General features: G+C 54.6%; 11 protein-coding genes, 4 tRNA genes and 2 rRNA genes (1 of these 17 running past the window's edge). All 17 read right to left on the reverse strand.

Features of this window, described 5'->3' with window-relative positions:
* Positions 1-42: 42 nt before the first annotated feature.
* Complete coding sequence (rpoB, locus tag IHQ43_RS26190) at positions 43-4116, reverse strand: DNA-directed RNA polymerase subunit beta (protein WP_192562585.1); 4074 nt, start codon at positions 4114-4116, stop codon at positions 43-45.
* Between the two features lie 220 nt (positions 4117-4336).
* The gene (gene rplL / locus IHQ43_RS26195) at positions 4337-4702 is read right to left on the reverse strand and encodes a 50S ribosomal protein L7/L12 (protein WP_033703494.1); all 366 of its coding nucleotides are present in this window, start codon (positions 4700-4702) and stop codon (positions 4337-4339) included.
* A 79-nt stretch (positions 4703-4781) separates the two neighbouring features.
* Positions 4782-5282 carry a 50S ribosomal protein L10 gene (gene rplJ / locus IHQ43_RS26200; protein WP_007957597.1) on the reverse strand — a complete coding sequence of 167 codons (501 nt, stop codon included), beginning with the start codon at positions 5280-5282 and terminating at the stop codon, positions 4782-4784.
* 198 nt (positions 5283-5480) lie between these two features.
* Positions 5481-6176: a 50S ribosomal protein L1 gene (gene rplA, locus IHQ43_RS26205; protein WP_192562586.1), complete on the reverse strand. Its 696-nt coding sequence runs from the start codon at positions 6174-6176 to the stop codon at positions 5481-5483.
* Entirely contained in the window at positions 6176-6607 is a 432-nt protein-coding gene (rplK, locus tag IHQ43_RS26210; RefSeq protein ID WP_003228756.1) for a 50S ribosomal protein L11, read from the reverse strand. The genes rplA and rplK overlap by 1 nt, the downstream gene beginning before the upstream one ends.
* 117 nt (positions 6608-6724) lie before the next feature.
* Complete coding sequence (nusG, locus tag IHQ43_RS26215) at positions 6725-7258, reverse strand: transcription termination/antitermination protein NusG (RefSeq protein WP_007957598.1); 534 nt, start codon at positions 7256-7258, stop codon at positions 6725-6727.
* 9 nt (positions 7259-7267) lie between these two features.
* A complete protein-coding gene (secE, locus tag IHQ43_RS26220) occupies positions 7268-7636 on the reverse strand; it encodes a preprotein translocase subunit SecE (RefSeq protein ID WP_007957600.1) in 369 nt (122 codons plus the stop codon).
* Between the two features lie 45 nt (positions 7637-7681).
* Positions 7682-7757: transfer RNA gene (locus IHQ43_RS26225), tRNA-Trp, on the reverse strand.
* 53 nt (positions 7758-7810) lie between these two features.
* A complete protein-coding gene (gene tuf, locus IHQ43_RS26230; RefSeq protein ID WP_010220303.1) occupies positions 7811-9004 on the reverse strand; it encodes an elongation factor Tu in 1194 nt (397 codons plus the stop codon).
* A gap of 85 nt (positions 9005-9089) precedes the next feature.
* Positions 9090-9165 (reverse strand) — tRNA-Thr (locus IHQ43_RS26235).
* Positions 9166-9191: 26 nt separating this feature from the next.
* A tRNA-Gly gene (locus IHQ43_RS26240) sits at positions 9192-9265 on the reverse strand.
* A gap of 25 nt (positions 9266-9290) precedes the next feature.
* A tRNA-Tyr gene (locus tag IHQ43_RS26245) sits at positions 9291-9375 on the reverse strand.
* 143 nt (positions 9376-9518) lie between these two features.
* Complete coding sequence (locus IHQ43_RS26250) at positions 9519-9959, reverse strand: hypothetical protein (RefSeq protein ID WP_192562587.1); 441 nt, start codon at positions 9957-9959, stop codon at positions 9519-9521.
* A gap of 7 nt (positions 9960-9966) precedes the next feature.
* Entirely contained in the window at positions 9967-10716 is a 750-nt protein-coding gene (locus tag IHQ43_RS26255) for a pantothenate kinase (RefSeq protein WP_192562588.1), read from the reverse strand.
* Positions 10706-11659, reverse strand: a complete 954-nt coding sequence (gene birA / locus IHQ43_RS26260) for a bifunctional biotin--[acetyl-CoA-carboxylase] ligase/biotin operon repressor BirA (RefSeq protein WP_192562589.1) — start codon at positions 11657-11659, stop codon at positions 10706-10708. Before birA ends, IHQ43_RS26255 begins: the two co-directional genes overlap by 11 nt.
* A 132-nt stretch (positions 11660-11791) precedes the next feature.
* A 5S ribosomal RNA gene (rrf, locus tag IHQ43_RS26265) occupies positions 11792-11907 on the reverse strand.
* Positions 11908-12063: 156 nt separating this feature from the next.
* A 23S ribosomal RNA gene (locus tag IHQ43_RS26270) occupies positions 12064-13752 on the reverse strand (it continues 1202 nt past the right edge of the window).

Genomic DNA, 13752 nt, shown 5'->3' on the forward strand with positions numbered 1-13752 from the left:
AGAGAGCGGGCAATCCTGCCCCGCTCTCGATCGCGTCACGTGTTATTCGGTTTCCAGATCGATATCGATGCCGAGGGAACGAATTTCCTTGATCAACACGTTGAAGGACTCGGGCATGCCCGGCTCCATACGGTGATCGCCGTCCACGATGTTTTTGTACATCTTGGTCCGGCCGTTCACATCGTCCGACTTCACTGTGAGCATCTCTTGCAGAGTGTAAGCAGCACCGTATGCTTCCAGTGCCCAGACCTCCATCTCCCCGAAACGCTGACCACCGAACTGCGCCTTACCACCCAGCGGCTGCTGGGTAACCAGGCTGTACGAACCGGTAGAACGCGCGTGCATCTTGTCGTCTACCAAGTGGTTCAGCTTCAGCATGTACATGTAGCCAACGGTTACTGGACGCTCGAACTTGTTGCCGGTACGGCCGTCGGTCAGCTGCATCTGGCCGCTTTCTGGCAGGTCTGCCAGTTTCAGCATCGCCTTGATTTCGCTTTCCTTGGCACCGTCGAACACTGGAGTGGCCATTGGAACACCGCCACGCAGGTTCTTCGCCAGATCCAGGATCTCCTGATCGGAGAAGCTGTCCAGATCTTCGTTACGACCGCCGATCTGGTTGTAGATCTCGTCCAGGAAGGTACGCAGTTCAGCGACTTTACGCTGCTCTTCGACCATCCGGTTGATCTTCTCGCCCAGACCTTTGGCCGCGAGGCCCAGGTGGGTTTCAAGGATCTGACCAACGTTCATACGCGAAGGTACGCCCAGCGGGTTGAGGACCACGTCGACCGGGGTGCCATTGGCATCGTGCGGCATGTCTTCAACCGGCATGATCACGGAGACCACACCCTTGTTACCGTGACGACCGGCCATCTTGTCGCCCGGCTGGATGCGACGACGGATTGCCAGGTAAACCTTGACGATCTTCAGCACGCCTGGAGCCAGGTCATCGCCCTGCTGCAGCTTGCGCTTCTTGTCTTCGAACTTGTCGTCCAGCAGACGGCGACGATCAACGATGTAGGCCTGAGCCTTCTCGAGCTGCTCGTTCAGAGCATCTTCAGCCATGCGCAGTTTGAACCACTGACCATGCTCAAGACCGTCGAGTACTTCGTCGGTGATGTCCTGACCTTTCTTCAGGCCCGCGCCGCCCTCAGCCTTGTGGCCTACCAGAGCGGAACGCAGACGTTCGAAGGTCGCGCCTTCAACGATGCGGAACTCTTCGTTCAGATCCTTGCGGATCTCGTCCAGCTGGGACTTCTCGATCGACAGTGCACGAGCATCACGCTCAACGCCGTCACGGGTGAAGACCTGTACGTCGATGACAGTACCTTTGGTGCCGGTAGGCACGCGCAGGGAGGTGTCTTTAACGTCGCTGGCTTTTTCACCGAAGATCGCACGCAGCAGTTTTTCTTCCGGAGTCAGTTGAGTCTCGCCTTTCGGAGTGACCTTACCTACCAGGATGTCGCCTGCGCCAACTTCAGCACCTACGTAAACGATACCGGCTTCGTCCAGCTTGTTCAGTGCAGCTTCACCCACGTTCGGGATGTCCGCAGTGATTTCCTCTGGGCCAAGCTTGGTGTCACGAGCCACACAGGTCAGTTCCTGAATGTGGATCGTGGTGAAGCGGTCTTCCTGAACCACACGCTCGGACAGGCAGATGGAGTCTTCGAAGTTGAAGCCGTTCCATGCCATGAACGCGATGCGCATGTTCTGACCCAGAGCCAGTTCACCCATGTCGGTGGACGGGCCGTCGGCCATGATGTCGCTACGCTGAACGCGATCACCCTTGCTCACCAGCGGACGCTGGTTGATGCAGGTGTTCTGGTTCGAGCGGGTGTATTTGGTCAGGTTGTAGATGTCGACACCAGCTTCGCCGGTTTCAACTTCGTCATCAGCAACACGAACCACGATACGGCTGGCATCAACGGAGTCGATCACGCCGCCACGACGAGCCACGACGCAAACGCCGGAGTCGCGAGCCACGTTACGCTCCATGCCGGTACCGACCAGCGGCTTGTCAGCGCGCAGGGTTGGTACAGCTTGACGCTGCATGTTCGAACCCATCAACGCACGGTTGGCGTCGTCGTGCTCGAGGAACGGAATCAGCGACGCTGCAACCGAAACTACCTGCTTCGGCGAAACGTCCATCAAGGTGACTTCTTCAGGCGCCTTGACGGTGAATTCGTTCAGGTGACGTACAGCTACCAGTTCGTCGATCAGGACTTTCTGGTCGTTCATGGTCGCCGAAGCCTGCGCGATCACGTGATCGGCTTCTTCAATAGCGGACAGGAACACGATCTCGTCGGTAACCACACCCTCTTTCACCACGCGGTACGGGCTCTCAAGGAAGCCGTACTGGTTGGTGCGAGCGTAAGCAGCCAGGGAGTTGATCAGACCGATGTTCGGACCTTCCGGCGTTTCAATCGGGCAGACACGACCGTAGTGAGTCGGGTGTACGTCACGAACTTCGAAGCCCGCGCGCTCACGAGTCAGACCGCCAGGGCCGAGTGCAGAGACACGACGCTTGTGGGTGATCTCGGACAACGGGTTGTTCTGGTCCATGAACTGCGAAAGCTGGCTGGAACCGAAGAACTCTTTCACCGCCGCAGCCACAGGCTTGGCGTTGATCAGGTCTTGCGGCATCAGGCCTTCGCTTTCAGCCATCGACAGACGCTCTTTGACCGCACGCTCAACACGTACCAGGCCAACGCGGAACTGGTTCTCGGCCATTTCGCCTACGCAGCGAACACGACGGTTACCCAGGTGGTCGATGTCATCGACAATGCCTTTACCGTTACGGATGTCGACCAGAGTCTTCAGTACCGCGACGATGTCTTCCTTGCACAGCACGCCCGAACCTTCGATCTCGGTACGACCGATACGACGGTTGAACTTCATCCGGCCGACCGCAGACAGGTCATAGCGCTCAGGGCTGAAGAACAGGTTGTTGAACAGGGTCTCCGCAGCGTCTTTGGTTGGCGGCTCGCCTGGACGCATCATGCGATAGATCTCGACCAGCGCTTCCAATTGGTTGCTGGTGGAGTCGATCTTCAGCGTGTCGGAGACGAACGGACCGCAGTCGATGTCGTTGGTGTACAGAGTTTCGATGCGTACGACGCCGGCCTTGGCGATTTTCGCCAGGACTTCAGTCGACAGCTCGGTGTTGCACTCTGCCAGGATTTCGCCGGTAGCCGGATGCACGATGACCTTGGCGGTAGTGCGACCCAGGACGTAGTCCAGAGGCACGTCCAGCTCTTTGATCCCGGCTTTTTCCAGCTGGTTGATGTGACGAGCAGTGATACGACGACCCTGCTCGACAATTACCTTGCCTTTGTCGTCCTGGATGTCGAGAACAGCAACTTCACCACGCAGGCGCTGAGGCACCAGCTCCAGGCTCAGGCCTTCGCCTTTCACGTGGAATACGTTGGTGGTGTAGAACGCGTCCAGCACTTCTTCGGTGGTATAACCGAGCGCGCGCAACAGTACCGAGGCCGGCAGCTTGCGACGACGGTCGATACGCACGAATACGCAGTCTTTCGGGTCGAACTCGAAGTCCAGCCACGAACCGCGGTAAGGAATGATGCGCGCGGAGTACAGCAGTTTGCCGGAGCTGTGCGTCTTGCCACGGTCGTGGTCGAAGAACACGCCCGGGGAACGGTGCAGCTGGGAAACGATAACACGCTCGGTACCGTTGATTACGAAGGTACCGTTCTCAGTCATCAATGGGATTTCACCCATGTAGACTTCTTGCTCTTTGATGTCCTTGATCGCTTTGTTCGACGATTCTTTGTCGAAAATGATCAGGCGCACTTTTACCCGCAAAGGTACGGCGAAAGTTACACCGCGCAATACGCATTCTTTGACATCAAATGCCGGTTCGCCCAGGCGATAACCGACGTACTCCAGCGCAGCATTGCCGGAGTAGCTGATGATCGGGAAAACGGATTTGAAGGCCGCATGCAGGCCCACGTCGCGGAACTGATCTTTAGTCGCTCCCGCTTGCAAGAATTCACGATACGAATCCAGCTGGATGGCCAGGAGGTAAGGCACATCCATGACGTCCGGCAACTTGCTAAAGTCCTTGCGGATACGTTTTTTCTCAGTATATGAGTAAGCCATCAGCGTTCCCCAGCTTGGTCACCTGCTTGTTTGGCCCCTCCCGACGGGAGCAGCCAGAAAATCGTGCAAACCCCATGGTTTGCGCCACCGCATCGGGTGGTTACAGCTCGTTATCAGCACCGACCCAGTCGGCTGCCAATAACGGAAAAAGGCCGGTGGCAAGAGCCACCAGCCATCAGCCTGTCGCTTGACGCTCGGGCTGGAGGAGCAAAGTCGATACTTATTTCAGCTCGACTTTAGCGCCTGCTTCTTCCAGCTTCTTCTTAGCGTCTTCAGCAGCTTCTTTCGAAACGCCTTCAGCTACTACCTGAGGAGCGCCGTCTACTTTCTCTTTGGCTTCTTTCAGGCCCAGACCAGTCAGTTCACGAACTGCCTTGATCACGTTAACCTTCTTCTCGCCAGCTTCCAGCAGAACAACGTTGAACTCGGTTTGCTCTTCAACAACAGCGGCAGCAGCAGCTGGACCAGCAGCAGCAACAGCAGCAGTCACGCCGAAGGTTTCTTCCATTGCTTTGATCAGCTCAACAACTTCCAGAACGGTTTTCTGGCCGATTGCTTCGATGATTTGTTCGTTAGTCAGAGACATGACTCAATTCCTGATTTGGTGGACAGCCTGTACGGCCGTCGAAATAAACAAAAATACGCGAGAGTGGAAACGCTCAGCCTTAGGCTGCAGCTGCTTCTTTCTGATCGCGAATTGCCGCCAGAGTACGAGCCAGCTTGCTGGTAGCGCCTTGAATCACGCTCATCAGTTTCGCAATAGCTTCGTCGCGAGTTGGCAGGCTTGCCAGCACGTCGATCTCATTCGCTGCGAGGAACTTGCCCTCGAACGAAGCTGCCTTGATCTCGAACTTATCCTGACCCTTGGCAAATTCCTTGAACAGACGAGCAGCAGCGCCCGGGTGTTCGTTGGAGAATGCGATCAAGGTCGGGCCGGTGAACACGTCATTGAGGACACTGTAAGGAGTGTCAGCAACAGCGCGCTTGAGCAGGGTGTTACGTACAACACGTACGTAAACGCCAGCTTCACGAGCCTCTTTACGGAGTCCGGTCATTGCGCCTACTGTTACGCCACGGGCATCAACCACGACAGCGGACAGAGCGACTTTGGCAGCCTCGTTGACTTCAGCGACGATGGCCTTCTTGTCTTCGAGATTAATTGCCACGGGTTTAACTCCTGCTTGTTACCGTTTCATTCGATCGAAACCGAATGTCGTTTTGGTGTCTGATTCGGTAAGGAACCGGGAGCACCATCTGCGTAGGCTTGAGGTTTAAGACTTGCGTCGCCTACGGTCTTGGATAGCCCCCGCCAGGCAGGGACCCCAATCTTTCAATTGGCGCAGTCAACTGCGCCAATTTTTGTCTTACGCGTCCAGCGAGCCCTGGTCGATGACCAGACCTGGGCCCATAGTGGTGCTCAGGGTAACGCGCTTGACGTAGATACCTTTCGAGGAAGCTGGCTTGATACGCTTCAGATCAGCGATCAGGGCTTCAACGTTTTCCTTCAGCTTGACGGCATCGAAGCCGATCTTGCCAACGGAAGTGTGGATGATGCCGTTTTTGTCGGTGCGATAACGAACCTGACCAGCCTTGGCGTTTTTAACCGCGGTAGCGACGTCTGGGGTAACAGTGCCGACTTTCGGGTTAGGCATCAGACCACGTGGACCGAGGATCTGACCCAGCTGACCTACAACGCGCATGGCATCCGGGGATGCGATCACTACGTCGTAGTTCAGGTCGCCGCCTTTCATTTCGGCAGCCAGGTCATCCATACCTACACGGTCAGCGCCGGCAGCCAGAGCGGCCTCAGCAGCTGGACCCTGGGTGAACACAGCAACGCGAACAGTCTTGCCAGTGCCGTGTGGCAGCACAGTAGCGCTACGAACGACCTGGTCGGATTTACGCGGGTCTACGCCCAGGTTTACAGCTACGTCGAACGACTCGCTGAACTTGACAGTCGACAGCTCGGCCAGCAGCGCAGCGGCGTCTACAATGTTGTAGGCCTTGCCTGCTTCGATTTTGCCGGCGATAGCCTTTTGACGCTTGGTCAGCTTAGCCATTACACACCCTCCACGTTAAGGCCCATGCTACGAGCAGAACCGGCGATAGTACGCACGGCTGCATCCATATCAGCTGCAGTCAGATCCGCGTTTTTGGTTTTCGCGATTTCTTCCAGCTGAGCACGGGTAACAGTGCCAACCTTAACGGTGTTCGGACGAGCGGAACCGCTGGTCAGACCGGCCGCCTTCTTCAGCAGAACCGAAGCAGGGGTGGATTTGGTTTCGAAAGTGAAGCTACGGTCGCTGTAGACAGTGATGATCACTGGAGTCGGCAGACCAGCTTCCAGACCCTGAGTACGGGCGTTGAAAGCTTTGCAGAATTCCATGATGTTCACGCCGTGCTGACCCAGAGCAGGACCAACAGGTGGGCTTGGGTTAGCCTGAGCGGCCTTCACTTGCAGCTTGATGTAAGCGGTAATCTTCTTGGCCATGAGGCACTCCAATTACGGGTTCGAACGCCTCGAAAGGCTCCCCGGTTACTTGCGCGTTTATCCCAGTGACGACAAAACCCCACAGCCTAGGGCTGCGGGGTTGGGATGCTTGCTCAGCTAGACCTTTTCGACCTGACTGAACTCCAACTCTACCGGAGTAGAGCGTCCGAAAATGAGCACCGCCACTTGGATCCGGCTCTTTTCGTAGTTAACTTCTTCAACAACACCGTTAAAATCTGCAAACGGACCGTCATTGACTCGAACAGTTTCGCCTGGCTCGAACAACGTCTTCGGCTTCGGCTTGTCGCTACCGTCGGCAACGCGACGCAGAATCGCCTCAGCTTCTTTATCGGTGATTGGCGCTGGCTTATCAGCAGTACCGCCGATAAAACCCATCACCCGAGGAGTATCCTTGACCAAGTGCCAAGTACCCTCGTTCATATCCATCTGAACCAGCACATAACCTGGGAAGAACTTGCGCTCGCTTTTGCGTTTCTGGCCATTACGCATTTCAACCACTTCTTCAGTGGGAACCAGAATTTCGCCGAAGCCATCTTCCATGCCAGCCAGCTTTACGCGCTCGATCAACGAACGCATGACATGCTTCTCGTAACCCGAGTAAGCATGCACAACGTACCAACGCTTAGCCACGGGACACCCTTAGCCGACAATCAAGGAAACAAGCCAGCCGAGCAGGGAATCAAGCCCCCACAACAGCAACGCCATAACCAGGACAACAGCCACTACAATCAGCGTGGTCTGCGTGGTTTCTTGGCGAGTTGGCCATACGACTTTACGAATCTCGGTGCGAGCTTCCTTAACCAGTACAAAGAAAGACTTGCCCTTGGCAGTCTGCAGGCCTACAAAGGCAGCTACAGCAGCAATGACAAGCAATGCGAGTACACGGTACAGGATCGGCGAAGCAGCGTAATACTGATTACCGACAACGCCAACAATTACCAAAGCGACTACGACGAGCCACTTGAGCAAATCGAAGCGAGAGCCTTGAGCTTCAGCTTTAGGAGTCATCTATGAAGATCCTGTGAAAAGAAAGCCAGACACACCAAGTGAATCTGGCAGGTCAGGAGGGAATCGAACCCCCAACCTACGGTTTTGGAGACCGTCGCTCTGCCAATTGAGCTACTGACCTAAAACAAAATCAGGCCGACCATTATGCCGGCCTGAAAAAGACATTACAACTGTTTACTCGATGATCTTGGCTACGACGCCAGCACCAACGGTACGGCCGCCTTCACGGATTGCGAAACGCAGACCGTCTTCCATCGCGATGGTTTTGATCAGGGTAACAGTCATCTGAATGTTGTCACCTGGCATTACCATTTCAACGCCTTCTGGCAGCTCGCAGTTACCAGTCACGTCAGTAGTACGGAAGTAGAACTGTGGACGGTAGCCTTTGAAGAACGGAGTGTGACGACCGCCTTCTTCCTTGCTCAGAACGTAAACTTCTGCGGTGAACTTAGTGTGCGGCTTAACCGAACCCGGCTTAACCAGAACCTGACCACGCTCAACGTCGTCACGCTTGGTGCCACGAAGCAGAACGCCGCAGTTCTCGCCAGCACGACCTTCGTCCAGCAGCTTGCGGAACATCTCAACACCGGTGCAGGTGGTGGTGGTGGTGTCACGCAGACCAACGATTTCCAGGGCGTCTTGAACGCGAACGATACCGCGCTCGATACGACCAGTTACAACAGTACCGCGACCCGAGATCGAGAACACGTCTTCGATTGGCATCAGGAATGGCTTGTCGATAGCACGCTCTGGCTCTGGGATGTAGCTGTCCAGAGTTTCCACCAGCTTCTTAACAGCAGTGGTGCCCATTTCGTTGTCGTCTTTGCCTTCCAGCGCCATACGAGCCGAACCGATGATGATCGGAGTGTCGTCGCCTGGGAAGTCGTAGGTGGACAGCAGGTCGCGAACTTCCATCTCAACCAGTTCCAACAGCTCAGCGTCGTCTACCAGGTCAGCCTTGTTCAGGAAAACCACGATGTACGGAACGCCTACCTGACGGGACAGCAGGATGTGCTCACGGGTTTGTGGCATCGGACCATCAGCGGCCGAGCAAACCAGGATCGCGCCGTCCATCTGCGCAGCACCAGTGATCATGTTCTTCACGTAGTCAGCGTGACCTGGGCAGTCAACGTGAGCGTAGTGACGAATGTTCGAGTTGTACTCAACGTGCGCGGTGTTGATGGTGATACCGCGAGCTTTTTCTTCTGGAGCGCTGTCGATCTTGTCGAATTCAACTACGGCCGAACCGAAAACTTCGGAGCAGACGCGAGTCAGAGCAGCGGTCAGCGTGGTTTTACCGTGGTCAACGTGACCAATGGTCCCAACGTTGACGTGCGGCAGGGAACGATCAAATTTTTCCTTAGCCATCGATATCACCCCTAACAGAAGAAAATGAGCAAACAACACAAGCCATTAAAACAAAGGCAGATATTTTCATATCTGCCTTGTTATATGGAGCTCTTGAGCGGATTTGAACCGCTGACCTCACCCTTACCAAGGGTGTGCTCTACCAACTGAGCTACAAGAGCGTAACACTTTGCACAACCTGCAAACTTGGAGCGGGTAGCGGGAATCGAACCCGCATCATCAGCTTGGAAGGCTGAGGTTCTACCACTAAACTATACCCGCGGAGCCTGCAGCTCACGCTAAAATCTGGTGGAGGGAGAAGGATTCGAACCTTCGAAGTCGTAGACGTCAGATTTACAGTCTGATCCCTTTGGCCGCTCGGGAACCCCTCCTAATCAGGCCGGCATTCTATACTATGCCAAACCCCTGTCAAGCATTTTCTCATTTAAAAACCTGAGGTTACATGCATCGACATCACTCTACCGCACCAACCTTTTCAGGTCTTCGCTGTGGAGCGGGCGCCATTCTATGCAAACTATTCAGCAGGTGCAACCCCCTCGCATAGCATTATTTTATGTTTTAACTCATTGAATTCCTTGGAAAGGTTTTGAAGCTGAGCGTCCCCCAGCAAACGCTGGGCGTCGGGCGCAATCTGAAACCAATATAAGCCGTCGGAAGAGCCATTCGAAAAAGGAAGTACTTTCGCCCCGAGCTCAGTCAAACGCTGCTCCAAGGCCTGGGCAGACTCAGGGCGACTCAAACCACCTATATATAGGCACTGCCCATCAGACTTTCCCCCAGTCCTTTTTTCACGGAGGGCATTACCACCAGACTCGCTCAACAGGCGAATATCCTGTTGCGAGCCACGGTAAAGACTGAGCGGCGTGACATCCTTTGCACGTAGCGGGGCCTCTTGCTGATGCCAGACGTAATAAAACACATTGAGTACCAGAAGCAGAAGAAACAACCAACGCATACAAACCTCAGGACAAAGGACACGCCATAGCTAGGCCCACGAACACCAAATCGGAAACGACCCGCGCCTCAGGTGCGATATCCGAGACCAGCTCAGCATCACCGCCTGTAATGAATACACTGTAATCATCACCCCAGTAGGAACGCGCCATCCCCAACTGCGTCAAGACGAATCCTCTGAGCATCAACGAACAGCCACGCTCTACAGCCTCAGCCGTATTGCGCCCCGGAGCCTGACTCATCAACGCCCGCTCCGCCGCGAGATCTCCATAGCGGATTTTTCGTGTATGGGTACGCAGCTGATTACGCATTAGCGGCATGCCAGGACAAATGAAGCCTCCTAAGTGCTCACCGTCCGCCGAGATGAAATCGGCGGTCACTGCCGTTCCGAAATCAAGAACCAGACAAGCCCCTTTAGCGATGTGAAACCCACCTAGCATTGCCAGCCAGCGATCGAGACCAAGCCGCTCGTAGTCGTCGTATCCATTTCTGACCCCTGACATCTCGCGCGCAGGCGTCGCACAGATGACGGAAATGCCGAACTCACGATTAAGCAAACCAATCAGCAAACCGGTCTCCTCTTCAGTTCTTACACTGACAAGGCGACATTTACCGAGAGTCAATTTTTCAAGTGACCGAAGACTGTCGACCAATGCCAAATCGGAGTCGACTACACCTTCCGCAACCGGGGCACCCCGCTCAGAGCTCAGCACCCGCCACTTGATAAAACTGTTTCCACAATCAAGCTCAAGAATCATCACGCAACCTCAAGCTGAGCTCACCACCACTAAAGACTTTTTCCATACCATCTACCTTCAGCCGGAGCGCACCTTGATTATCGATCCCCAACACCACTCCATCCACCTGATTGACACCAGCAGTGAGAGAGACGGGCTGCCCTTGCCACAAATGGTTTGCCTCCCACTCCGCCTGAAGCACGGAGAAACCGCCGGATTGGTGACGCTGCAAATAGAGCTGTAGCTGTTTACTCAGTTCAACCGCCAGAGCATTGCGCTCACTAGGTTTTCCCGACTCCAGCCGCATAGATGTCCATTGCTGATCAACTTCGTCTGTAGCTTGCATGTTCACATTAATGCCCACGCCCAAAACCACATGACAAACATCTGCCGGATCTCCGACGAGCTCCAGCAAGATGCCCGCAATTTTTTTTCGCCCGACCAAAACATCATTGGGCCATTTCAGCCCCACACCTGCCACCCCAAGAGCGCGCAGGGTCTGCATGACCGCGAGACCCACAACGAGACTTAGCCCTTCAAGCTGACGCATTCCTCCATCAATACGCAACACGAGGCTGTAATAGAGGTTTTCGGCAAACGGACTTACCCATTTACGCCCCCTACGCCCGCGCCCGGAACTCTGCCGCTCGGCCAGTACTAGAAAGGGCGCCACCCGACCTCGATCTACCGCACGCAACGATTCAGCATTAGTTGAGTCGATGGAATCGAAAACGCTGACAGACCAGCCAGCAAGACTTTCCTCTATCTTGAGCGAATCGAGCAATGTCAGCGGCGAGGCCAATTGATAGCCTCGCCCTCGAACTTTATGTATGGACAACCCAAGCTCAGCCTCCAGATGCTGAAGCTGTTTCCACACCGCACTTCGACTAATGCCCAGGGCAACACCCAGAGCCTGACCGGAATGGAATCGACCATCCTTCAGAAGGTTCAACAACGTCAGCATGCAGGTCTCGCCTCAGAATGAGGCCCGAATAATAGCCATGCACCGGGCCGCTGCATAGAATTCAAACAATCCATTTTCCTGCGGGCAAAACAAAACCCCAACTGCTTTCGCAATTGGGGTTTCGGAATTTAATCTTGACGATGACCTACTCTCACATGGGGAAACCCCACACTACCATCGGCGATGCATCGTTTCACTTCTGAGTTCGGGATGGGATCAGGTGGTTCCAACGCTCTATGGTCGTCAAGAAATTCGGGTACTGACTCGTGACCAGATGGCCTCGCTTCAGCAAATTGGGTATGGGATAGTTTTCGGTGTTTTGTGAGCGTCGAACTTTCGGTTCATTGCGTCTTCACACACCGCAATCTGGTCTCTTTCGAGTCTACAGATTGCTTGGGTGTTATATGGTCAAGCCTCACGGGCAATTAGTATTGGTTAGCTCAACGCCTCACAGCGCTTACACACCCAACCTATCAACGTCGTAGTCTTCGACGGCCCTTCAGGGAACTCAAGGTTCCAGTGAGATCTCATCTTGAGGCAAGTTTCCCGCTTAGATGCTTTCAGCGGTTATCTTTCCCGAACATAGCTACCCGGCAATGCCACTGGCGTGACAACCGGAACACCAGAGGTTCGTCCACTCCGGTCCTCTCGTACTAGGAGCAGCCCCTCTCAAATCTCAAACGTCCACGGCAGATAGGGACCGAACTGTCTCACGACGTTCTAAACCCAGCTCGCGTACCACTTTAAATGGCGAACAGCCATACCCTTGGGACCGGCTTCAGCCCCAGGATGTGATGAGCCGACATCGAGGTGCCAAACACCGCCGTCGATATGAACTCTTGGGCGGTATCAGCCTGTTATCCCCGGAGTACCTTTTATCCGTTGAGCGATGGCCCTTCCATACAGAACCACCGGATCACTAAGACCTACTTTCGTACCTGCTCGACGTGTCTGTCTCGCAGTCAAGCGCGCTTTTGCCTTTATACTCTACGACCGATTTCCGACCGGTCTGAGCGCACCTTCGTACTCCTCCGTTACTCTTTAGGAGGAGACCGCCCCAGTCAAACTACCCACCATACACTGTCCTCGATCCGGATAACGGACCTGAGTTAGAACCTCAAAGTTGCCAGGGTGGTATTTCAAGGATGGCTCCACGCGAACTGGCGTCCACGCTTCAAAGCCTCCCACCTATCCTACACAAGCAAATTCAAAGTCCAGTGCAAAGCTATAGTAAAGGTTCACGGGGTCTTTCCGTCTAGCCGCGGATACACTGCATCTTCACAGCGATTTCAATTTCACTGAGTCTCGGGTGGAGACAGCGCCGCCATCGTTACGCCATTCGTGCAGGTCGGAACTTACCCGACAAGGAATTTCGCTACCTTAGGACCGTTATAGTTACGGCCGCCGTTTACCGGGGCTTCGATCAAGAGCTTCGCGTTAGCTAACCCCATCAATTAACCTTCCGGCACCGGGCAGGCGTCACACCCTATACGTCCACTTTCGTGTTTGCAGAGTGCTGTGTTTTTAATAAACAGTCGCAGCGGCCTGGTATCTTCGACCGGCGTGGGCTTACGCAGCAAGTGCTTCACCCTCACCGGCGCACCTTCTCCCGAAGTTACGGTGCCATTTTGCCTAGTTCCTTCACCCGAGTTCTCTCAAGCGCCTTGGTATTCTCTACCCAACCACCTGTGTCGGTTTGGGGTACGGTTCCTGGTTATCTGAAGCTTAGAAGCTTTTCTTGGAAGCATGGCATCAACCACTTCGTCGCCTAAAGGCAACTCGTCATCAGCTCTCGGCCTTGAAACCCCGGATTTACCTAAGATTTCAGCCTACCACCTTAAACTTGGACAACCAACGCCAAGCTGGCCTAGCCTTCTCCGTCCCTCCATCGCAATAACCAGAAGTACAGGAATATTAACCTGTTTTCCATCGACTACGCTTTTCAGCCTCGCCTTAGGGACCGACTAACCCTGCGTCGATTAACGTTGCGCAGGAAACCTTGGTCTTTCGGCGTGGGTGTTTTTCACACCCATTGTCGTTACTCATGTCAGCATTCGCACTTCTGATACCTCCAGCAAGCTTCTCAACTCACC

The organism is Pseudomonas gozinkensis (assembly GCF_014863585.1).
Classification (GTDB): domain Bacteria; phylum Pseudomonadota; class Gammaproteobacteria; order Pseudomonadales; family Pseudomonadaceae; genus Aquipseudomonas; species Aquipseudomonas gozinkensis.